This window comes from Klebsiella planticola (assembly GCF_000783935.2).
In the GTDB taxonomy this organism is placed as follows: domain Bacteria; phylum Pseudomonadota; class Gammaproteobacteria; order Enterobacterales; family Enterobacteriaceae; genus Klebsiella; species Klebsiella planticola.
In genome coordinates, this window is record NZ_CP026047.1 from 5,245,160 (window position 1) to 5,264,849 (window position 19,690).

General features: G+C 56.0%; 21 protein-coding genes. 10 read left to right on the top strand and 11 right to left on the bottom strand.

Annotation, left to right across the window (positions count from 1 at the left end; all coding sequences use genetic code 11):
- The first annotated feature begins 10 nt into the window (after nt 1-10).
- The 3 genes from MC50_RS25250 to dcuR all read left to right on the top strand — a co-directional run bounded on the left by MC50_RS25250 (nt 11) and on the right by dcuR (nt 3,511).
- Nucleotides 11-958, top strand: coding sequence for an AEC family transporter (locus MC50_RS25250; RefSeq protein ID WP_032686927.1), 948 nt, complete (start codon nt 11-13; stop codon nt 956-958).
- A gap of 71 nt (nt 959-1,029) precedes the next feature.
- Nucleotides 1,030-2,715 (top strand): NAD-dependent malic enzyme, encoded by a 1,686-nt coding sequence (locus tag MC50_RS25255; protein WP_047665231.1) that lies wholly within the window; start codon nt 1,030-1,032, stop codon nt 2,713-2,715.
- Nucleotides 2,716-2,794: 79 nt separating this feature from the next.
- Nucleotides 2,795-3,511, top strand: coding sequence for a two-component system response regulator DcuR (dcuR, locus tag MC50_RS25260; RefSeq protein WP_032686925.1), 717 nt, complete (start codon nt 2,795-2,797; stop codon nt 3,509-3,511).
- 55 nt (nt 3,512-3,566) lie between these two features.
- Here dcuR and lpxM read toward each other — a convergent pair whose 3' ends face one another.
- The 3 genes from lpxM to znuA form a co-directional block, all read right to left on the bottom strand.
- Complete coding sequence (gene lpxM / locus MC50_RS25265) at nt 3,567-4,541, bottom strand: lauroyl-Kdo(2)-lipid IV(A) myristoyltransferase (RefSeq protein ID WP_032695586.1); 975 nt, start codon at nt 4,539-4,541, stop codon at nt 3,567-3,569.
- A 177-nt stretch (nt 4,542-4,718) separates the two neighbouring features.
- Entirely contained in the window at nt 4,719-6,038 is a 1,320-nt protein-coding gene (gene mepM, locus MC50_RS25270; protein WP_032699367.1) for a murein DD-endopeptidase MepM, read from the bottom strand.
- Nucleotides 6,039-6,053: 15 nt separating this feature from the next.
- The gene (gene znuA / locus MC50_RS25275) at nt 6,054-6,998 is read right to left on the bottom strand and encodes a zinc ABC transporter substrate-binding protein ZnuA (protein ID WP_032686922.1); all 945 of its coding nucleotides are present in this window, start codon (nt 6,996-6,998) and stop codon (nt 6,054-6,056) included.
- Between the two features lie 78 nt (nt 6,999-7,076).
- Here znuA and znuC point away from each other — a divergent pair, with 78 nt between their 5' ends.
- On the top strand, nt 7,077-7,829 hold the full coding sequence (gene znuC / locus MC50_RS25280) for a zinc ABC transporter ATP-binding protein ZnuC (protein ID WP_032686921.1): 753 nt from the start codon (nt 7,077-7,079) through the stop codon (nt 7,827-7,829).
- A complete protein-coding gene (gene znuB, locus MC50_RS25285) occupies nt 7,829-8,614 on the top strand; it encodes a zinc ABC transporter permease subunit ZnuB (RefSeq protein WP_032686920.1) in 786 nt (261 codons plus the stop codon). The genes znuC and znuB overlap by 1 nt, the downstream gene beginning before the upstream one ends.
- An 88-nt stretch (nt 8,615-8,702) precedes the next feature.
- Here the strand turns inward: znuB and ruvB are convergent, their stop codons facing one another.
- From ruvB to aspS, 6 genes are all read right to left on the bottom strand, one after another.
- Nucleotides 8,703-9,713: a Holliday junction branch migration DNA helicase RuvB gene (gene ruvB / locus MC50_RS25290; protein ID WP_032695287.1), complete on the bottom strand. Its 1,011-nt coding sequence runs from the start codon at nt 9,711-9,713 to the stop codon at nt 8,703-8,705.
- 8 nt (nt 9,714-9,721) lie between these two features.
- Entirely contained in the window at nt 9,722-10,333 is a 612-nt protein-coding gene (ruvA, locus tag MC50_RS25295) for a Holliday junction branch migration protein RuvA (protein ID WP_004864039.1), read from the bottom strand.
- A gap of 79 nt (nt 10,334-10,412) precedes the next feature.
- On the bottom strand, nt 10,413-10,934 hold the full coding sequence (gene ruvC, locus MC50_RS25300; RefSeq protein ID WP_004864044.1) for a crossover junction endodeoxyribonuclease RuvC: 522 nt from the start codon (nt 10,932-10,934) through the stop codon (nt 10,413-10,415).
- Between the two features lie 154 nt (nt 10,935-11,088).
- A complete protein-coding gene (locus MC50_RS25305) occupies nt 11,089-11,829 on the bottom strand; it encodes a YebC/PmpR family DNA-binding transcriptional regulator (protein WP_032687322.1) in 741 nt (246 codons plus the stop codon).
- A 61-nt stretch (nt 11,830-11,890) separates the two neighbouring features.
- The gene (gene nudB / locus MC50_RS25310; RefSeq protein ID WP_032686918.1) at nt 11,891-12,334 is read right to left on the bottom strand and encodes a dihydroneopterin triphosphate diphosphatase; all 444 of its coding nucleotides are present in this window, start codon (nt 12,332-12,334) and stop codon (nt 11,891-11,893) included.
- A 1-nt stretch (nt 12,335) separates the two neighbouring features.
- The gene (gene aspS / locus MC50_RS25315) at nt 12,336-14,123 is read right to left on the bottom strand and encodes an aspartate--tRNA ligase (protein ID WP_032699340.1); all 1,788 of its coding nucleotides are present in this window, start codon (nt 14,121-14,123) and stop codon (nt 12,336-12,338) included.
- Nucleotides 14,124-14,390: 267 nt separating this feature from the next.
- On the opposite strand from aspS, the gene MC50_RS25320 reads away from it, so the two are divergent.
- From MC50_RS25320 to cmoB, 5 genes are read left to right on the top strand one after another with little or no spacing between them, the layout of a single operon-like run.
- Nucleotides 14,391-14,957 carry a hydrolase gene (locus MC50_RS25320; RefSeq protein WP_032699338.1) on the top strand — a complete coding sequence of 189 codons (567 nt, stop codon included), beginning with the start codon at nt 14,391-14,393 and terminating at the stop codon, nt 14,955-14,957.
- A complete protein-coding gene (locus MC50_RS25325) occupies nt 14,954-15,772 on the top strand; it encodes a DUF72 domain-containing protein (protein ID WP_032699337.1) in 819 nt (272 codons plus the stop codon). The genes MC50_RS25320 and MC50_RS25325 overlap by 4 nt, the downstream gene beginning before the upstream one ends.
- 53 nt (nt 15,773-15,825) lie before the next feature.
- A complete protein-coding gene (locus MC50_RS25330; RefSeq protein WP_004864064.1) occupies nt 15,826-16,221 on the top strand; it encodes an MAPEG family protein in 396 nt (131 codons plus the stop codon).
- Nucleotides 16,222-16,260: 39 nt separating this feature from the next.
- On the top strand, nt 16,261-17,004 hold the full coding sequence (cmoA, locus tag MC50_RS25335; RefSeq protein ID WP_004864067.1) for a carboxy-S-adenosyl-L-methionine synthase CmoA: 744 nt from the start codon (nt 16,261-16,263) through the stop codon (nt 17,002-17,004).
- A complete protein-coding gene (gene cmoB, locus MC50_RS25340) occupies nt 17,001-18,014 on the top strand; it encodes a tRNA 5-methoxyuridine(34)/uridine 5-oxyacetic acid(34) synthase CmoB (RefSeq protein ID WP_032686914.1) in 1,014 nt (337 codons plus the stop codon). Before cmoA ends, cmoB begins: the two co-directional genes overlap by 4 nt.
- 88 nt (nt 18,015-18,102) lie before the next feature.
- Here the strand turns inward: cmoB and cutC are convergent, their stop codons facing one another.
- Together cutC and MC50_RS25350 are read right to left on the bottom strand one after the other, a co-directional pair.
- Nucleotides 18,103-18,846: a copper homeostasis protein CutC gene (cutC, locus tag MC50_RS25345; RefSeq protein ID WP_047665235.1), complete on the bottom strand. Its 744-nt coding sequence runs from the start codon at nt 18,844-18,846 to the stop codon at nt 18,103-18,105.
- Nucleotides 18,847-18,921: 75 nt separating this feature from the next.
- Entirely contained in the window at nt 18,922-19,491 is a 570-nt protein-coding gene (locus tag MC50_RS25350) for a VOC family protein (protein WP_032686912.1), read from the bottom strand.
- Nucleotides 19,492-19,690 lie beyond the last annotated feature (199 nt).

Sequence of the window (19,690 nt, forward strand, 5' to 3'; positions counted from 1 at the left end):
AGGATAATGTATGCCTACGCTGCTATTACAATCATTGTTCCCATTAGTTTTTATCATGTTACTCGGTTGGCTCAGCGGTAAGTTAGGCTATACCCGTCGTGAAGATGCTTCGGTGTTAGCCACCGTCGTCATTCGGTTTGCTCTGCCCTTTCATCTTTTTATAGGCGCATTAAATACCAACCCGGATAAAATTAAAAACTTCGCCTTTATGGCGGTATTAGTGATTGGCCTGATGGGGTCTTATTTCCTTACCCTGCTGATCTCGCGCTACGTATTCCGCCATGACATCAAAACCAGCGCGCTCCAGTCCCTGGTGTGCGCATTTCCTGATATGGCCTATTTCGGTGCGCCGGTCCTTGCCGTCCTGATTGGGCCCGAAGGGTTTCTTGGCGTGCTTATCGGCAACTTAATCACCAGCGTCTTCATGATTCCCCTGACGATAATCCTGATTCGGATGGGCGATAAACATGCCGCTGGCGATGGAGAGAAAATTCATGCGGGTAAGCTGATTGTGCAAAACCTGCTGAAAGCCATCAGAAACCCTATCGTCTGGATCCCGATCTCGGGGGTGCTGCTGAGCCTTGCAGGCGTACAGCTTCCCCATATGCTCAGCATGCCGATTGAAATGGTCGGGAAAATTGCCGGCGGCCTGTCGCTGTTTGCTCTTGGCCTGCTGTTTTATGGAGAACGCCCGACGGTTAATATTCAGACCTGCACCAACATCAGTATTAAAAATCTGCTTCAGCCCGCCATGATGGCCGCGGCAGGCCTGGCTTTTGGTCTCAGCCATACGCTGATGCAGCAGGTCATTATCATTGGCGCCACCCCTTCAGCCATCGCTGCCGGTATGTTTGCGCTGCGCAGCGATACTTATATTGAGCCGGCCTCATCCTCTATTTTACTCGGCACCGCCATTGGCGTGGTCACCGAAGGCATCATGATTTATTTAATTTCTTAATTACCGTCTCAGGGCAACATTTCTATCAAGTTAAACCTGTTTTTATTTAAACAATGTTCAGGAGTTATCAAATGTTAGTCAAAGAAACATTATATACCCCTTACAATGGCGCAGTGCTGCTGGAAAATCCGCTGTTAAATAAAGGGCTCGCTTTTACCGAGGGGGAAAGAACGGCATTTAATCTCCAGGGATTACTTCCGCATAATGTTGAAACTATCGAAGAACAGACGGAGCGCGCGTGGAAGCAGTTCAGTGAATTTAAGCGCGATATTTCCCGACATATCTATCTGCGGAATATTCAGGATACTAACGAGACGCTCTTTTATCACTTGCTACGCCGTCATATGAAAGAGATGCTGCCGGTGATTTATACGCCAACCGTCGGAGAAGCCTGCGAACACTTCTCCGAAATTTATCGTCGCGGGCGCGGTCTGTTTATTTCCTGGCCTAACCGGCATCACATTGACGAGATGCTGCAGGGCTTCTCCCGCCACGATATTCAGGTGATCGTCGTTACCGATGGCGAGCGTATTCTTGGCCTGGGCGATCAGGGTATCGGCGGGATGGGCATTCCGATTGGTAAACTCTCGTTGTATACCGCCTGCGGCGGCATTCATCCCGCTGCGACGCTGCCAGTGATGCTGGATGTCGGAACCAACAATGCGAAGCACCTCGAAGACCCGCTGTATATGGGCTGGCGTCATCCGCGCATTAACGACGATCAGTATATGGAGTTTATGGATAGGTTTGTCGATGCGGTAAAACGTCGCTGGCCGCATGTCCTGCTGCAATTCGAAGATTTTGCCCAGAAGAATGCCAGCCGCCTGCTTAATCGCTATCGCAACCAGCTGTGCTGTTTCAACGATGATATCCAGGGAACAGCCGCCGTCACGACCGGTACGTTGATTGCCGCCGCCGCGGTGGCAGGCACCCGTATGCGCGACCAGCGGGTTGTGTTCCTCGGCGGCGGTTCCGCCGGCTGCGGTATTGCCGAAAAAATTATTGCGCTGATGGTTGATGATGGTTTATCGGAGAAAGAAGCCCGCAGCCAGGTCTTCATGGTCGATCGCTTTGGTTTACTGACCGATGAGATGCCCAATCTGCTCGATTTTCAGCAAAGCCTCGTGACGCCGCGGGACGCTATGGCCCACTGGGATGTAACCTCTGCCAACCTGTCGTTGATGGATGTGGTGCGCAATGTGCACCCGACCGTGCTTATTGGCGTATCCGGCCAGCCAGGTCTGTTCAGCGAAGCGATAATCAAAGAGATGCACCGCCACTGCCCACGGCCGATCGTGATGCCGCTCTCTAACCCAACCTCCCGCGCCGAAGCGCAGCCGAAAGACTTGCTGGAATGGACTCAGGGTAACGCGCTGATCGCCACCGGCAGCCCGTTCGAACCGGTGTTCTGTCAGGGGACGACCTACGATATCGCTCAGTGCAACAACGCCTATATTTTCCCTGGACTGGGGTTAGGCATCCTGGCGACCAAGGCGGAGCGCGTCACCGAAGCCATGCTGATAACCTGCAGTAAAACGCTGGCGGCCCACTCGCCGTTAGCCACCACCGGCAAAGGCGGGTTATTACCCCCGGTGGAAGAGATTGAGATGATTTCCCGGGCCATTGCTCTTGATGTCGCTCTGGTGGCCCAGGCCGAAGGCGTCGCCGAAAAACTCAGCGAGGAAGAGCTGATCGCGAATATTGATAACACCTTCTGGCACGCGCGTTACACCTCCTATAAGCGTTCATCGCTGTAGCGACACGTTCCTTCATTAATCCTGCGGGAAGCATCCAGGCGTCGACTCCCCTGCTTCCCGATAGTCAAAGGAACCGCGCATGTTCAATGTGCTTATTGTGGATGATGATTCGATGGTTGCAGAGCTGAACCGGCTGTTTATCAGCAGGGTCGCCGACTTTCGCTGCTGTGGTATCGCCTCAACGCTGGCGGAAGCTGAGCAGATGCTGAACCATGTACCCGCGATCGATTTGATCCTGCTGGATGTGTACATGCAGCGAGAGAACGGACTGGATCTGCTGCCCATCCTGCGTACGAGCGCCCGCAGTATCGATGCGATCATGATTACTTCCGCCGCCGATGCGGCAACCGTCCAGACGGCGATGCGCTATGGCGTGGTTGATTATTTAATTAAACCGTTTCAGTTCCCGCGTTTTGAAGAGGCGCTGCTGACATGGCGCAAACGACGCGAGCTGCAGCACGCCAAATCCCGCTACGAGCAGTCCGATGTTGACGATTTACTGCGCAGCGGTATTCAGCGCCCGGATAACGCCCGCCGCTTACCTAAGGGATTAACGCCGCAAACGCTGCGCCTGGTGTGCCAATGGATTGATAGCCATCAGGAGAACGCCTTCTCGACAAATGAGATCGCCAACGCGCTGCAAATCTCCAGAGTTTCGTGCCGTAAGTATTTAATCTGGCTGGAAAAGACGGGGATTCTCTTCACCAATAATCACTACGGCCTCACCGGTCGACCGGAATATCGCTACCGGTTGATTAGCGAGCAGACGGCTTTACTCAAACAATACAGCCGATGAACCCGGCAGGTTCATCGGCTCTCTTTTACTACGCCGGTGGAGGCACAGGCTGACGCTATTTCTTTTTCGGGAAGAGTTCTTTGCGCTTATAAGGCTCGATTTCCCCCGGCTTACGCGTCTTCAGCAACTTGAGGATCCAGGTATATTGCTCGGTATGCGGCTTGACGAAAATCTCGACCTCTTCATTCATTCGTCGCGCGATCGTGTGATCATCGGCGTCCAGCAGGTCATCCATCGGCGGACGTACCAGCACCGTCAGACGATGGGTTTTACCATCATAGACCGGAAACAGCGGCACCACGCGCGCGCGGCAGACCTTCATCAGCCGGCCAATCGCCGGTAAGGTGGCTTTATAGGTCGCGAAGAAATCGACGAACTCGCTGTGCTCGGCACCGTGATCCTGGTCGGGCAAATAGTAGCCCCAGTAGCCCTGGCGGACCGACTGGATAAACGGTTTAATGCCATCGTTACGCGCGTGCATGCGCCCACCAAAGCGACGTCTGACGGTATTCCACACGTAGTCAAAGACCGGATTCCCCTGGTTATGGAACATTGCCGCCATTTTCTGACCGCCCGAGGCCATCAACATGGCCGGAATATCCACTCCCCAGGCGTGCGGCACCAGGAAGATCACCTTTTCGTTATTGCGCTGCATCTCTTCGATGATCTCTTTGCCCTGCCAGTCGACGCGGGAAAGAATATGTGCAGGATCCCGCAGACCCAGCTCGGCCATCATGACCATCGCCTGCGGCGCCGACATATACATTTCATCGATAATAGCCTCGCGCTCCTGCTCGCTCTTTTCCGGGAAGCAGTACAGCAGGTTTATCTGCGCACGACGGCGCGAGCTTTTCGCCAGCCGACCCACCGCACGTCCCAGTTTACCGAGGATCGGATCGCGAAAAGAGGGAGGCGTCAGGGCAATGCCGGCAAACGCAAAAACCCCCAGCCAGGCGCCCCAGTAGCGCGGGAGTAAAAAGGATTTTTCAAACTTTGGAATAAACTCAATATTATTTTTTTTCGTTTCCATGCCCAGTCCACAGCCGTACTGCATAAAAAAAGATAATGGGGTAATCCCGTCAAACCGCAAGTTGCAGCCTCAGAAGCCGTAAGACGACTTATTGTGGGTATAGTTTAGCGATACGATGGGGAACCTACAAAAGAAAAAGCCGGCGCGCGACAGGCACCGGCTTGCATTGACATTCTGCTAGTCAAACCGCAGCTGCGGGATGACCTCTTTGACCTGCGCCAGATAATCGGTGCGATCGGAACCGCTCAACCCTTCGGTACGCGGCAGTTTCGCCGTTAATGGGTTCACGGCCTGCTGGTTAATCCACACTTCATAGTGCAGATGCGGACCGGTAGAACGTCCGGTGTTACCCGACAGCGCAATACGATCGCCGCGCTTCACTTTCTGCCCCGGTTTCACCAGCAGTTTACGCAGGTGCATATAGCGGGTGGTATAGGTACGGCCATGGCGTACGGCCACATAGTATCCCGCCGCGCCGCTGCGCTTAGCCACCACCACTTCACCATCGCCGACCGCCAGAACCGGCGTCCCCTGCGGCATCGCAAAATCGACGCCGCGGTGCGGAGCGACGCGCCCGGTCACCGGATTCAGACGACGCGGATTAAAGTTCGAAGAGACGCGGAACTGGCGCGCCGTCGGGAAGCGCATAAAGCCCTTCGCCAGACCGGTACCGTTACGATCGTAGAACTTACCGTCTTCCGCACGAATCGCGTAATAATCCTTGCCCTCTGAACGCAAACGCACGCCCAGCAGCTGGCTCTGTTCCCGTTTCCCGTCAAGCATTTCGCGCGACATCAATACCGAGAACTCATCGCCTTTTTTCAGCTTGCGGAAGTCCATCTGCCACTGCATCGCCCGGATCACCGCGCTCACTTCCGTACTGGTCAGTCCGGCTTCACGAGCGCTGGCAACAAAGCTGGCGCCCACGGTGCCTTTCAGCACGTTGTTGACCCAATCCCCTTTCTGCAGCTCGCTGCTCATTTTAAAGCCGTTCGCGACCCGGTTGTAGGTGCGGGTTTCACGACGCGACATTTCCCACGTCAGACTTTGCAAATCCCCCTCTGCCGTTAAGGTCCATGAGAGCTGCTGACCAATTTTCAGGTTGCGCAACTCTTTGTCGGCTGAGGAGAGCTGGGCGATATCGCCCATATCGATGCCGTACTGGTTGAGGATGCTGCTCAGCGTATCGCCAGTGGAGACCACATATTCGTGACCGCCTGACTCGCTGTCGGCTTTATCATCCAGTTCATCTTGAGGAATGGCTTCTTCTTCCTGCGGCGCCTGGTCGATAGGCTCGGAGGCTTCCGGCAGCAGAGAACGGATTTCGCTTTTTTCCAGCTCAATCGTCCTGACGATAGGGGCGGATTCCGGATGGTAGATATAGGGTCGCCAGACGGCGACCGCTAATGTCAGAACGCTCAACGACCCCAGCATGACGCGGTGAGGTCGTGGCAAATTGTTGAATGCCTGAGTGACAGCGCGGGCTATCTGTTGCACGTATTCACTTCCTCGTTAATCTCCTTTCAGGCAGCTCGAATACTGTTTCGCCAGTTGGTCGAGGAACTGCGGGTAACTTTCTTTACCCAGCTTAATCCCGGTACCAAGAGGGTCCAGAGTCCCCATGCGCACAGAGGTGCCCCTGGCAACAGCTTCTATAACGGCTGGCCTGAACTGTGGCTCAGCAAAAACGCACGTGGCTTTTTGCTCAACCAGCTGTGTTCTGATTTCGTGTAAACGCTGCGCACCGGGCTGTATTTCAGGGTTTACGGTAAAATGCCCCAGTGAGGTCAGACCGTAGTGTTTTTCAAAGTAGCCATAGGCATCATGAAAAACGAAATACCCTTTTCCTTTCAGCGGTGCGAGCTCGTTACTCACCTGCTTATCGGTTGAAGCTAATTTTGCCTCAAATTCTTTCAGGTTAGCGTCAAGTTTGGCTCGACTCTGCGGCATAAGTTCCAATAATTTATCGTGGATTGCAACCGCTGAAAGCCGCGCTATCTCTGGGGATAACCACAGATGCATATTGTAAACACCATGATGGTGATCGCCGTCACTATTTTCACCTGCGGCGTGTTCGTGGCCATGATCGTCATCGTCGTCATCCGCCCCTTTCATGAGCAGCGGTTTCACGCCGGCGAGCTCAGCAATGGTCACCTTTTTATTCGACGCAATGCTTTGCGTTGACTTGTCCATGAATGCTTCCATCTCTGGACCAATCCAGACCACTAAGTCTGCGTTCTGTAAGCGTTTTGCATCGGAAGGACGCAGTGAATAATCATGCTCTGAAGCGCCGTCAGGCAGGAGCACCTGGGTCTCCGTGACTCCATCAGCGATAGCGGAAGCGATAAAGCCTAAGGGTTTCATTGAGGTAACCACGGCGGCATTCGCCGTAGAGGTCTGAGCGAACAAAAAAACGGCGCCAAGTCCAGCGCAAAGAAGCGTATTTTTATGTAACATAATGCGTCTAGTCATCGTAATGAATGAGAAAGATGTGATATTATAACATTCACTCGCTTGTGCAACCCCTAATTTGACATGACAAATCTTGTAACTCTCGAAAACGTCTCGGTCGCCTTCGGCCAACGACGCGTACTGTCTGACATTTCGCTGACGCTAAAGCCCGGCAAAATTTTGACCTTACTCGGCCCTAATGGCGCAGGCAAATCCACGCTCGTGCGGGTGGTTCTTGGACTGGTAGCACCGAGTGACGGTGTTATCAAGCGCGAGAACAATCTGCGGATTGGCTACGTCCCGCAAAAACTGCATCTGGATGCCACGATGCCGCTGACCGTCAGCCGGTTCATGCGCTTACGTCCCGGCACCCGCAAGCAGGATATCCTGCCGGCGCTGAAACGTGTCCAGGCCGGGCACCTGATTGAAGCGCCGATGCAAAAACTCTCCGGTGGCGAGACCCAGCGCGTGCTGCTGGCCCGGGCCCTGCTGAACCAGCCGCAGCTGCTGGTGCTGGATGAACCCACGCAGGGCGTCGACGTTAACGGACAGGTTGCCTTGTACGATCTGATAAACCAGCTGCGTCAGGAACTGGATTGTTCGGTGCTGATGGTCTCCCACGATCTGCATCTGGTGATGGCGAAAACCGATGAGGTGCTGTGCCTGAATCAACATATTTGCTGTTCCGGCACCCCGGAAGTGGTCTCCCTGCATCCGCAGTTTATCTCGATGTTTGGCCAGCGCGGGGCGGAACAGCTGGGGATCTATCGCCACCATCATAATCACCGCCATGACCTGCAGGGGCGGATTGTACTGCGTAGGGGAAATGAGCGCTGATGATTGAACTCCTGTTACCCGGCTGGCTGGCCGGTATTATGCTTGCCTGTGCGGCAGGACCGCTCGGGTCGTTCGTGGTCTGGCGCCGGATGTCCTATTTCGGCGATACGTTAGCTCATGCCTCTTTGCTTGGCGTGGCCTTCGGCCTGCTGCTTAACGTGAATCCGTTTTATGCGGTGATCGCCGTGACCTTAATGCTGGCAGGCGGCCTGGTGTGGCTGGAAAAACGCCCGCATCTGGCGCTCGATACCTTACTGGGGATTATGGCGCACAGCGCGCTGTCGCTGGGTCTGGTAGTGGTTAGCCTGATGTCGAATATTCGTGTCGACCTGATGGCCTATCTGTTTGGCGATTTACTGGCGGTAACGCCGGAAGATTTGATCTCTATCGCCATTGGCGTGGTGATTGTGCTGGCGATCCTGCTCTGGCAGTGGCGCAACTTGCTATCGATGACCATCAGCCCCGATCTGGCGTTTGTCGATGGCGTGAAGCTGCAGCGGGTGAAACTGCTGCTGATGCTGGTCACCGCGCTGACCATTGGCGTCGCCATGAAGTTCGTCGGCGCGTTGATTATTACCTCGCTGCTGATCATTCCTGCCGCCACGGCGCGCCGCTTTGCCCGTACGCCGGAGCAGATGGCCGCAGCTGCCGTTGGGGTGGGGATTATCGCGGTGACCGGTGGGCTGACCTTCTCGGCATTTTACGATACCCCCGCTGGCCCGTCCGTGGTGCTGTGCGCCGCGCTGCTGTTTATCTTCAGCATGATGAAAAAATCGGCCACCTGACCGATGCCCTCTTCCCCGGTCACGCCGAGTCGACCGGGGTCATCCTCCCTGCCGGGACATGGACACAGCTCACCTGCCGGGAGGCAGATTACGGCATTGCCGGCGGCGTGATGCCGAAGTGATTCCAGGCGCGTACCGTCGCCATCCGCCCACGCGGCGTGCGCTGCAAAAAGCCTTGCTGGATCAGATACGGTTCCAGAACATCCTCGATCGTTTCCCGCTCTTCGCCAATCGCCGCCGCCAGGTTATCCAGGCCGACGGGGCCGCCGAAGAATTTATCGATGACCGCCAGCAAAAGTTTGCGGTCCATATAATCGAACCCTTCCGCATCAACATTCAGCATGTCCAGCGCCTGGGCGGCGATGTCCAGCGATATGGTGCCATCGTGGCGTACCTCGGCAAAGTCACGTACCCGGCGCAGCAGACGGTTGGCGATACGCGGCGTACCGCGCGCCCGGCGCGCCACTTCCAGCGCCCCTTCGTCGCTCATTTCCAGGCCCATAAAGCGGGCGCTGCGGCTGACGATATGCTGCAGGTCAGGGACCTGGTAAAACTCCAGCCGCTGTACAATTCCGAAACGGTCACGCAGCGGCGAGGTTAACGACCCCGCGCGCGTCGTGGCGCCAATCAGGGTAAACGGCGGCAGGTCGATTTTGATCGACCGCGCCGCTGGCCCTTCGCCGATCATGATATCCAGCTGGTAATCTTCCATCGCCGGATACAGTACCTCTTCCACCACCGGCGAAAGGCGGTGTATTTCATCAATAAACAGCACGTCGTGGGGTTCGAGATTGGTGAGCATGGCGGCCAGATCGCCCGCCTTCTCGAGCACCGGACCGGAGGTGGTGCGCAGGTTGACGCCCATCTCATTGGCGACGATATTTGCCAGGGTGGTTTTCCCAAGCCCCGGCGGGCCAAAGATCAGCAGGTGATCGAGCGCATCCCCGCGCAGCTTTGCCGCCTGGATAAAAATCTCCATTTGCGAACGCACCTGCGGTTGACCGACATACTCTGCCAGTAATTTGGGGCGGATTGCGCGATCGGCCGACTCTTCAAACCCGGTGCTGTCTGCTGAAACCAGCCTGTCTGCTTCAATCATCCCTTACCTCACAACGCGGCGCGGAGCGCTTCACGAATTAGCATTTCACTGTTGGCATCCGGGCGCGCGATTTTACTCACCATCCGGCTGGCCTCCTGAGGTTTATAGCCCAGCGCCACCAGCGCGGCAACCGCTTCCTGCTCCGCATCGTCATCAGACGGGCCAGCCGGTGAAGTCAGCACCAGATCCGTCGCTGGCGTAAACAGATCGCCGTGCAGACCTTTGAACCGGTCTTTCATTTCAACGATCAGACGCTCAGCGGTTTTCTTGCCGATACCCGGCAGTTTCACCAGGGCAGCCAGCTCCTCACGCTCTACGGCATTAACAAACTGCTGCGCCGACATGCCGGAGAGAATCGCCAGCGCCAGCTTTGGCCCGACGCCGTTGGTTTTAATCAGCTCTTTAAACAGGGTGCGTTCCTGCTTGTTATTAAAACCATAGAGCAGCTGCGCATCTTCGCGAACGACAAAATGGGTAAAAACGATGGCCTCGTTGCCCACATCCGGCAGTTCATAAAAACAGGTCATTGGCATATGTACTTCATAGCCCACGCCTCCCGTTTCCAGTAATACAAGCGGGGGTTGTTTTTCGAGAACGATGCCTCTGAGTCTGCCTATCACATGGAGCTCCTGCGTTAAGGGCTAAAGTATCTGCGGTATCATAAAAAAAGGCTGGATGAATATCCAGCCTGATTTGAGGTTATCGTAAGCGGCCACGCGCCAGATTGAGCCGCGTCTCGCTGATCTGAGCCGCGTTCTGACTGACGTGGCAGTGGGTAATGGCGATAGCCAGCGCATCCGCCGCGTCCGCCTGGGGGTTGGCGGGAAGCTTAAGCAGCGTGCGCACCATGTGCTGCACCTGGCTTTTTTCCGCGCTGCCGATGCCGACCACGGTTTGCTTAACCTGCCTTGCGGCATACTCAAAGACCGGAAGGTCCTGATTGGTCGCCGCGACAATCGCCACGCCGCGCGCCTGCCCCAGCTTCAGCGCTGAGTCGGCGTTTTTCGCCATAAACACCTGCTCAATGGCGAAATAGTCCGGCTGAAACTGGGTGATAATTTCCGTCACGCCAGCGTAAATCAGCTTCAGGCGCGACGGTAAATCGTCGACTTTGGTCCGAATACAGCCGCTGCCAAGATAGCTCAGCTGTCGCCCGACCTGACGAATCACGCCATAACCGGTAATGCGTGACCCCGGGTCAATGCCGAGAATAATCGCCATCACGCACCTCCGGTAATAACTAATCCCTGAGCCCCTGAATATTTCAGTTCACAGCCAGGCGGCCCTGCCGCGAATCCCCGGGAGCGTAGATTCACTCCCTGACCGGGGTGAGCGGGGAGAGCCAACACCGCTGTGGGCTGAAAGATTACGGGTATCACAGCGTTGCTGCGACCTCATCAGAGATCTCGCCATTATGATACACTTCCTGCACGTCGTCGCAGTCTTCCAGCATATCGATCAGACGCAGCAGTTTAGGCGCTGTTTCCGCGTCCATATCCGCTTTGGTTGAAGGAATCATCGATACTTCGGCCGCGTCAGCCTTCAGGCCAGCTGCTTCCAGCGCATCGCGCACCGCGCCCATCTCTTCCCACGCGGTGTAGACGTCAATCGCGCCATCGTCATAGGTCACGACGTCTTCCGCACCGGCTTCCAGCGCGGCTTCCATGATGACGTCTTCGTCGCCCGCTTCAAAAGAGATCACCCCTTTTTTGCTGAACAGATAGGCCACGGAACCATCGGTACCGAGGTTGCCGCCGGTTTTGCTGAAAGCGTGACGCACTTCAGCCACGGTACGGTTGCGGTTGTCACTCAGACATTCAACCATGACCGCGGTGCCGCCTGGGCCGTAACCTTCATAAATGATGGTTTCCATGTTTGCGTCTTCATCGCCGCCTACGCCACGGGCGATAGCGCGGTTCAGCGTGTCGCGGGTCATGTTGTTGGACAGCGCTTTATCCACTGCCGCACGCAGACGCGGGTTGGAAGCGACATCGCCGCCGCCCAGGCGCGCTGCGGTAACCAGCTCACGAATGATTTTAGTAAAGATCTTACCGCGCTTGGCATCCTGTGCCGCTTTGCGGTGTTTGGTGTTGGCCCATTTACTATGACCTGCCATAAAAAACTCTCCAAAAATGCCTGCTTCCCACAGCCTTTCGACCTGCAAACGGCTGGGAAGACTAGTCGGCGTTAATTACAAATTCTTCAATCGCCTGCCGGTTACTCCACGACTTGGTCAATGCGGCAGCGTCTGCCGCATTGACCCAGCGGTAATCCAGATGTTCCGTGAAGACAATCTGGCGTTCATGAGGGAGCGCAAGACAGAACCAAAACTCCGTATTGCGCTCAACGCCCGGCGCGTAGCGATGACGTAAATGAGAAAATATCTCGAAATCCACCGTGCGCTGACAGTCCATTAAGGTCAGCTGCTCATGAGCAACATCAATCGCGACCTCTTCCTTTACTTCACGCACGGCGGCTTGCGCTGCGGTCTCCCCCGCTTCCAGGCTGCCGGTTACCGACTGCCAGAAGGCGGGATCGTCGCGTCGCTGCAACATCAGCACCCGCTTCGTATCTTCGGCATAAATGACCACCAGAACGGAAACGGGAAGCTTGAATGACATCTTACTTATTCTCCGGAGACTCTTTTGTCTCTTTCGCCACAACCTGAATACCTAACTCGCCCAGGGAAGTCGGGTTAGCAAAGCTCGGCGCTTCGGTCATCAGACAGGCCGCGGCGGTGGTTTTCGGGAAGGCAATAACGTCACGGATATTATCGGTACCGGTCAGCAGCATGGTCAGACGATCAAGACCGAAGGCCAGACCCGCGTGCGGCGGCGTACCGTATTTCAGCGCGTCCAGCAGGAAGCCGAATTTTTCACGCTGTTCCTGTTCGTTGATGCCCAGGATGCCGAATACCGTCTGCTGCATGTCGCCATTGTGGATACGGACGGAACCGCCGCCCACTTCATAACCGTTGATCACCATATCGTAGGCGTTGGCGATCGCGGTTTCCGGCGCGGTTTTCAGCTCTTCCGCGGTCATGTCTTTCGGCGACGTGAACGGGTGGTGCATCGCGGTCAGACCGCCTTCACCATCATCTTCGAACATCGGGAAGTCGATCACCCACAGCGGCGCCCATTTGGTTTCGTCGGTCAGACTCAGGTCTTTACCCAGCTTCAGACGCAGCGCGCCCAGCGCATCGGCAACCACTTTCTTGTTGTCGGCGCCGAAGAAAATCATGTCGCCATCCTGGGCGCCGGTGCGCTCAAGGATCGCCTCAACGATTTCTGCGGTGAGGAATTTCGCTACCGGGCTGTTGATGCCTTCGAGACCTTTCGCACGCTCGTTAACTTTCATGTAAGCCAGGCCTTTCGCGCCATAGATCTGCACGAACTTGCCATACTCATCAATTTGTTTACGGGTCAGCGCAGCGCCACCCGGCACGCGCAGCGCAGCGACGCGCCCTTTGGCATCATTGGCCGGGCCGGAGAAGACGGCAAACTCCACGGCCTTCACCAGGTCGGCAATATCGACCAGCTCCATCGGGTTACGCAGATCCGGCTTATCAGAACCGAAGCGGCGCTCGGCTTCCGCAAAGGTCATCACCGGGAATTTGCCCAGATCGACGCCCTTCACGTCCAGCCACAGTTTGTGAACCAGCTCTTCCATGACTTCACGAACCTGCGGCGCGGTCATAAAGGAGGTTTCCACATCGATCTGGGTGAATTCCGGCTGGCGATCTGCACGCAGGTCTTCGTCACGGAAGCATTTAACTATCTGATAGTAACGGTCAAAACCGGACATCATCAGCAGCTGTTTAAACAGCTGAGGAGACTGCGGCAGCGCGTAGAATTTGCCTTTGTGCACGCGGCTCGGAACCAGATAGTCACGCGCACCTTCCGGGGTCGCTTTGGTCAGCATCGGGGTTTCGATATCGAGGAAACCGTGATCGTCCATAAAGCGGCGCACGAAGCTGGTGATTTTCGCACGGGTTTTCAGGCGCTGAGCCATTTCCGGACGACGCAGGTCCAGGTAACGGTATTTCAGTCGCGCTTCTTCGGTGTTGACGTGATTGGAGTCAAGCGGCAGCGCTTCTGCACGGTTGATGATCGTCAGCGAAGAGGCCAGCACTTCGATGTCGCCGGTGGCCATCTCGCTGTTGACGTTTTTTTCGTCGCGCGCGCGTACGGTACCGGTGATTTGGATGCAAAACTCATTGCGCAGTTCGGAAGCCAGCTTTAACGCCTCCGCACGATCCGGATCGAAAAACACCTGCACGATGCCTTCGCGGTCACGCATATCAATGAAGATAAGGCTACCAAGATCACGACGACGGTTGACCCAACCACACAGAGTCACCTGCTGCCCCACGTGGGACAGACGTAGCTGTCCGCAATATTCTGTACGCATGAGATATCCCTTAACTTAGCCGCAGGCGGATTGTGCCTGCCTCGCAGGCGACGGAGTCGCAGCTTTAGCTGAATGTCACAACTGAATGAAAAAAGGCGGCCATTATAATAGAATTTCCGCCGCACGATAAGCCCGATGCAGTTTGTACGTTGCTTTGCTGTACGCTTATTGCCTGTGCTCACAAAAATTAACAAAAATTGTTACCCATGAGCCGGATCGGCAACGGTATTGTAACGGTCAAACCACAGAAGAAGATACGGGGATACCATGTTAGAACTCAATGCGAAAAAAACTGCGCTCGTTGTCATCGATCTGCAAGAGGGTATTTTGCCCTTCGCCGGCGGGCCGCATCGTGCCGATGACGTGGTAACGCGCGCAGCCCGTCTGGCCGAAAAGTGCCGTCAACAAGGCTCGCCGGTCATCATGGTCCGCGTCGGCTGGTCCGCTGATTTTGCCGAAGCGCTGAAACAGCCGGTTGACGCGCAGGCCGGCGGGCACGCCCTGCCGGACAACTGGTGGGCCTGGCCGCAGGCGCTGGGTAAACAGGACGGCGATATCGAAGTCACCAAACGCCAGTGGGGCGCCTTCTATGGTACCGACCTCGAACTACAGCTACGCCGTCGCGGTATTGATACCATTATTCTCTGCGGCATCTCCACCAACATCGGCGTTGAATCCACCGCGCGTAATGCCTGGGAGCTGGGCTTCAACCTGGTTATCGTCGAAGACGCCTGCAGCGCCGCCTCAGCCGAGCAGCACCAGGGCAGCATGACCCATATTTTCCCGCGCATCGCCCGCGTGCGCAGCACCGAGGACGTTCTCTCCGCCTTATGATTTATATCGGGCTCCCGCAATGGTCGCACCCGAAGTGGGTGCGTCTGGGCATCACCAGCCTTGAAGAGTATGCTCGCCATTTTAACTGCGTAGAGGGCAATACCACCCTTTACGCCCTGCCGAAGGCGGAAATCGTCGCCCGCTGGTATGAGCAAACCCACGATAATTTTCGCTTCTGCTTTAAATTCCCGGCCACCATTTCGCATCAGGCCGCCCTGCGCCATTGCGACGACTTGAGCCACGAGTTTTTTACTCGTCTGGCGCCGCTGGAAACGCGTATTGGCCAGTACTGGCTGCAGCTGCCCGCCACCTTTGGCCCCGGCGACCTCCCTGCCCTGTGGCACTTTCTCGATACTCTGCCGACCTCATTCACCTATGGCGTCGAAGTGCGGCATCCGGAGTTTTTCGCCAAAGGGGACGCCGAAAAGGCGCTCAATCGCGGGCTGCATCAGCGTAACGTGAATCGCGCCATCCTCGACAGCCGCCCGGTGCATAGCGCCGTCGCGCGAAATCCGGCCATGATCGACGCCCAGCGTAAAAAACCCAAGCTTCCGGTTCATGCCGTGGTCACGGCGGGGAATCCGCTGGTTCGCTTTATCGGCAGCGATGACATGGTCCACAATCACCGGCTGTTTGGCGTCTGGCTGCAGACCTTAGCCAAATGGCGTCAGTCGACAACGCCCTATTTATTTCTCCACACCCCGGACATCGCACAGGCCCCGGAGCTGGTCAGCACGCTTTGGGAAGATTTACGCCGGGTGATGCCAGAGGTCGGGAGCGCACCGTCAATTCCGCAGCAAACCGCGCTTTTCTGATATCCTGCTATGCTAATCGGAGCCATCTCAAAGAGTGAAAGGGAGTTTTTTGTATGGTCAGCGCGCTGTACGCGGTGTTGGGTGCGTTATTGCTAATTAAGTTTTCTTTTGATGTTGTACGTCTGCGCACGCAATACCACGTCGGGTATGGTGACGGAGGGTTTAGCGAACTACAGGTTGCTATCCGCGTGCACGGCAACGCCGTTGAGTATGTCCCCATTGGCATCATCCTGCTGCTGTTTATGGAGATGAATGGCGCGCAGAACTGGATGGTGCACGTCTGCGGTATCTTGCTGATTGCCGGACGACTGATGCACTCCTACGGTTTTCACCACCGGCTTTTCAGCTGGCGTCGCTCCGGAATGAGCGCCACCTGGTGCGCCCTGTTGCTGATGGTGCTCGCGAATCTGTGGTATATGCCCTGGGAGTTGGTTTTCTCCTTACATTAGCGCACAATACGCCGTTTTCGTTTTTTCGGGTTTAACGTTATGTCTCACCGCGATACGCTTTTTTCCGCGCCGATTGCCAGCCTCGGCGACTGGACCTTTGATGAACGGGTTGCTGAAGTCTTCCCGGATATGATCCAGCGCTCCGTGCCCGGCTATTCCAATATCATTTCTATGATCGGCATGCTGGCTGAACGCTTCGTTCAGCCCGATACCCAGGTTTACGACCTCGGCTGCTCGCTTGGAGCGGCAACGCTCTCTATCCGGCGTAACATTGCCCACCCTGGCTGCAAAATTGTCGCGGTGGATAACTCTTCGGCGATGGTCGAACGCTGCCGTCGCCACATCGATGCCTATAAAGCGCCAACGCCGGTCGAGGTTGTGGAAGGCGATATTCGTGATATTACCATCGACAACGCCTCCATGGTGGTGCTGAACTTCACCATTCAGTTTCTGGCCCCCGACGAACGCCAGGCCATTCTGGATAAGGTTTACCAGGGGCTGAATCCCGGTGGCGCGCTGGTGCTGTCCGAAAAATTCAGTTTTGAAGATGCGCATGTTGGCGAACTGCTGTTCAACATGCATCACGACTTTAAGCGTGCCAATGGCTACAGCGAACTGGAAATCAGCCAGAAGCGCAGCATGCTGGAAAACGTCATGTTGACCGATTCGGTCGAAACGCACAAAGCCCGCCTGCATAAAGCCGGGTTTGAACATGCCGAATTGTGGTTCCAGTGCTTTAACTTTGGTTCACTGGTGGCGGTGAAATCAGAGGAAAAAGCATGATCGATTTCAATCATTTTTATCAACGTATTGCCCTCAGCCCGCTATCTCACTGGCTGGAGACACTCCCCGCCCAGGTAGCGGCCTGGCAACGGGAAGCTCTGCACGGCAAATTCCGCGAGTGGGAACGGGCCGTAGAGTTTCTACCGGAGTTGGCTCCGTATCGCCTGGACCTGCTGCATAGCGTCACCGCCGAAAGCGAAACGCCGCTAAGCGAAGGCCATCGGCTGCGCGTAGAGAATCTGCTGAAAAACCTGATGCCCTGGCGCAAAGGGCCATACTCGCTGTACGGCGTGAATATCGATACCGAATGGCGTTCCGACTGGAAATGGGAGCGCGTATTGCCGCACCTCTCCGATCTGACCGGACGCACGATTCTCGACGTTGGCTGCGGCAGCGGATATCACATGTGGCGCATGATCGGCGCCGGCGCGCATCTGGCGGTCGGGATTGACCCGACGCAGCTGTTTTTATGCCAGTTTGAAGCGGTGCGTAAGCTGCTGGGTAACGATCAGCGTGCCCACCTGTTGCCGCTGGGCATTGAACAGCTTCCGGCACTGAACGCCTTCGATACCGTCTTTTCGATGGGCGTGCTGTACCACCGCCGCTCGCCGCTCGACCATTTATGGCAGCTCAAAGATCAGCTGGTCGACGGTGGCGAACTGGTGCTGGAGACGCTGGTGGTCGAAGGGGATGAAAATACCGTTCTGGTCCCGGGCGACCGCTATGCGCAGATGCGCAACGTCTACTTTATTCCGTCGGCCGCGGCGTTGAAAATGTGGCTGGAGAAGTGTGGATTTGTCGATGTGCGGATTGTCGATGTCTGCGCCACCACCACCGAAGAGCAGCGCCGTACCGAATGGATGATTACGGAGTCACTGGCTGACTTCCTCGACCCCGACGACAGCGGTAAAACGCTTGAAGGTTACCCGGCGCCGGTGCGCGCGGTGATTATTGCCAACAAACCCGAAACCCAGCAGTCGCTGGCGAAAAAGTCAGCCGGCTGCAAATAAAGGTCAAAAAAAGACCCCTGTTGAAATTGCAGGGGCCTGGTACGGGCAATCATCATATTGGGCGACATGATGTGCAGCAAAAAACGGTTTAACTTCTCTGCGCAGAAATGATTTGCTTCATTTCTGCCACCGCTACGCCATTAACGGCATAGCGCGAATATTCATCTGCGTCGGCATCGGCGGACATCGACAATCCGGAATGACGGAAGCGCATTGGCGATGGCACCCAGTGTCCGGCTGAGCTGTGGACTTCTTTTACGCCAGCCTGAAGAAACTTCGCCAGGTTGGCCGCTCGAACACCTGCACCAGCCATAATGGTTGGAGTATCCCCCAGGGCAATAAGTTCCGTAATTAATGAAAGACCTTTTTCCGCGCTGGCCTGCTGACCCGATGTCAGGATACGGGCCACGCCGGAATCGGCCAGCGTGCGATAAGCCTGATACGGATCCGCACACATATCAAAAGCCCGATGGAACGTGACCGCCAGCGAACCGGCCGCCGCCATGATTTTTTGCATGCGCGCGATATCGACCCGACCATCCGCATCTAACACGCCGATGACCACGCCGGGAAAACCCAGCTCCCTGACCGTCACCACATCATCGAGCATCGCCGCAAACTCGCTCTCGGTGTAGCAAAAATCACCGCCGCGCGGGCGAATAATCGGATGCACCGGAATGGTCACCGTTGCGCGTACTGTTTTCAGCACACCCAGCGACGGGGTTAATCCCCCTTCATGTGGCGCGGCGCAGAGCTCAATGCGATCGGCACCACAGCGCTGCGCCTCTTGCGCACAGGCCATGCTGTAACAGCAGACTTCCAGTAGCGTCATTTCCTTCTCCTTTACGCTGCGGGCAACACAGCATGTCATGATTTATCCGTTCAAAAACCGCGTCGCTTCACACTGTTACGCATCAGATTGTTCGCTGGCGACAATTTGCTCAATTGACCACGGGTGAAATTTAATCGTGACGCTGCCGTCCGTCACCGCCAGGGTCGGGTTTGGCAGCCGTTCGCGCTCCCCTTTCGGCGAGCTGGTTTTGACAAAAATCCCCGGCTGACTTAATCCCTCATCAGACAGCAGCGCCAGCGCGCGAGCATTGAGCGCATCCGCCTCGCCCGGTAGCACGATTTCAACGTGCTCCCATCCTTCATGCGGATAGCGCTTTTCCCCCGGCCACGGCAGCTCAACCACGCTGAAACGCCAGTGGGCCACCGCAACCGGCTCATCCAGTTTGAACAGGCAGATAGGTCGACCGTTGATGGTGTTTTCCGACAGCAACGTGCCGCATTGTTCAAAACCGCGACGCCAGCGCTCCGCCGTGGCGTTTTGGTGACAGCGCAGGGAAATATGGTCGGCATCCAGCGGGGCGATATCCAACCCAAGTCGCCTGGCCAGACCGCTTAACGCGTCGGTGAAACGCGGCAGATCCGCGGAAATATCGTTAAGCTCATCAATTTGCTGCCAGTTTGCCATATTGCACCTCAATGCAGGTCAAAGGGGGGTAATTTATCGCGTTTCCCGGCGGCGACCAACCGGGAATCTTCTGTCGGGTTCGTCGAGTGGCTATTCATTAAGCGTGCCGCCCGGCAACGCGCGCGCGGTGCTGACGCATGGGCGCAAATGCAGTATACTCCTGCCCTAATTTGTCCACATTCCGGCGCCGCCCCGCAGG

Bases quoted from the DNA above. Each gene is read 5' to 3' on its own strand.
- cutC (WP_047665235.1), bottom strand. From the start codon at position 18,846: ATGACGCTACTGGAAGTCTGCTGTTACAGCATGGCCTGTGCGCAAGAG.
- nudB (WP_032686918.1), bottom strand. From the start codon at position 12,334: ATGTCATTCAAGCTTCCCGTTTCCGTTCTGGTGGTCATTTATGCCGAA.
- MC50_RS25350 (WP_032686912.1), bottom strand. From the start codon at position 19,491: ATGGCAAACTGGCAGCAAATTGATGAGCTTAACGATATTTCCGCGGAT.
- cmoA (WP_004864067.1), top strand. From the start codon at position 16,261: ATGTCTCACCGCGATACGCTTTTTTCCGCGCCGATTGCCAGCCTCGGC.
- MC50_RS25320 (WP_032699338.1), top strand. From the start codon at position 14,391: ATGTTAGAACTCAATGCGAAAAAAACTGCGCTCGTTGTCATCGATCTG.
- aspS (WP_032699340.1), bottom strand. From the start codon at position 14,123: ATGCGTACAGAATATTGCGGACAGCTACGTCTGTCCCACGTGGGGCAG.
- znuB (WP_032686920.1), top strand. From the start codon at position 7,829: ATGATTGAACTCCTGTTACCCGGCTGGCTGGCCGGTATTATGCTTGCC.
- ruvB (WP_032695287.1), bottom strand. From the start codon at position 9,713: ATGATTGAAGCAGACAGGCTGGTTTCAGCAGACAGCACCGGGTTTGAA.
- cmoB (WP_032686914.1), top strand. From the start codon at position 17,001: ATGATCGATTTCAATCATTTTTATCAACGTATTGCCCTCAGCCCGCTA.
- lpxM (WP_032695586.1), bottom strand. From the start codon at position 4,541: ATGGAAACGAAAAAAAATAATATTGAGTTTATTCCAAAGTTTGAAAAA.
- MC50_RS25255 (WP_047665231.1), top strand. From the start codon at position 1,030: ATGTTAGTCAAAGAAACATTATATACCCCTTACAATGGCGCAGTGCTG.
- znuA (WP_032686922.1), bottom strand. From the start codon at position 6,998: ATGTTACATAAAAATACGCTTCTTTGCGCTGGACTTGGCGCCGTTTTT.
- znuC (WP_032686921.1), top strand. From the start codon at position 7,077: ATGACAAATCTTGTAACTCTCGAAAACGTCTCGGTCGCCTTCGGCCAA.
- MC50_RS25330 (WP_004864064.1), top strand. From the start codon at position 15,826: ATGGTCAGCGCGCTGTACGCGGTGTTGGGTGCGTTATTGCTAATTAAG.
- MC50_RS25250 (WP_032686927.1), top strand. From the start codon at position 11: ATGCCTACGCTGCTATTACAATCATTGTTCCCATTAGTTTTTATCATG.
- MC50_RS25325 (WP_032699337.1), top strand. From the start codon at position 14,954: ATGATTTATATCGGGCTCCCGCAATGGTCGCACCCGAAGTGGGTGCGT.
- ruvC (WP_004864044.1), bottom strand. From the start codon at position 10,934: ATGGCGATTATTCTCGGCATTGACCCGGGGTCACGCATTACCGGTTAT.
- MC50_RS25305 (WP_032687322.1), bottom strand. From the start codon at position 11,829: ATGGCAGGTCATAGTAAATGGGCCAACACCAAACACCGCAAAGCGGCA.
- dcuR (WP_032686925.1), top strand. From the start codon at position 2,795: ATGTTCAATGTGCTTATTGTGGATGATGATTCGATGGTTGCAGAGCTG.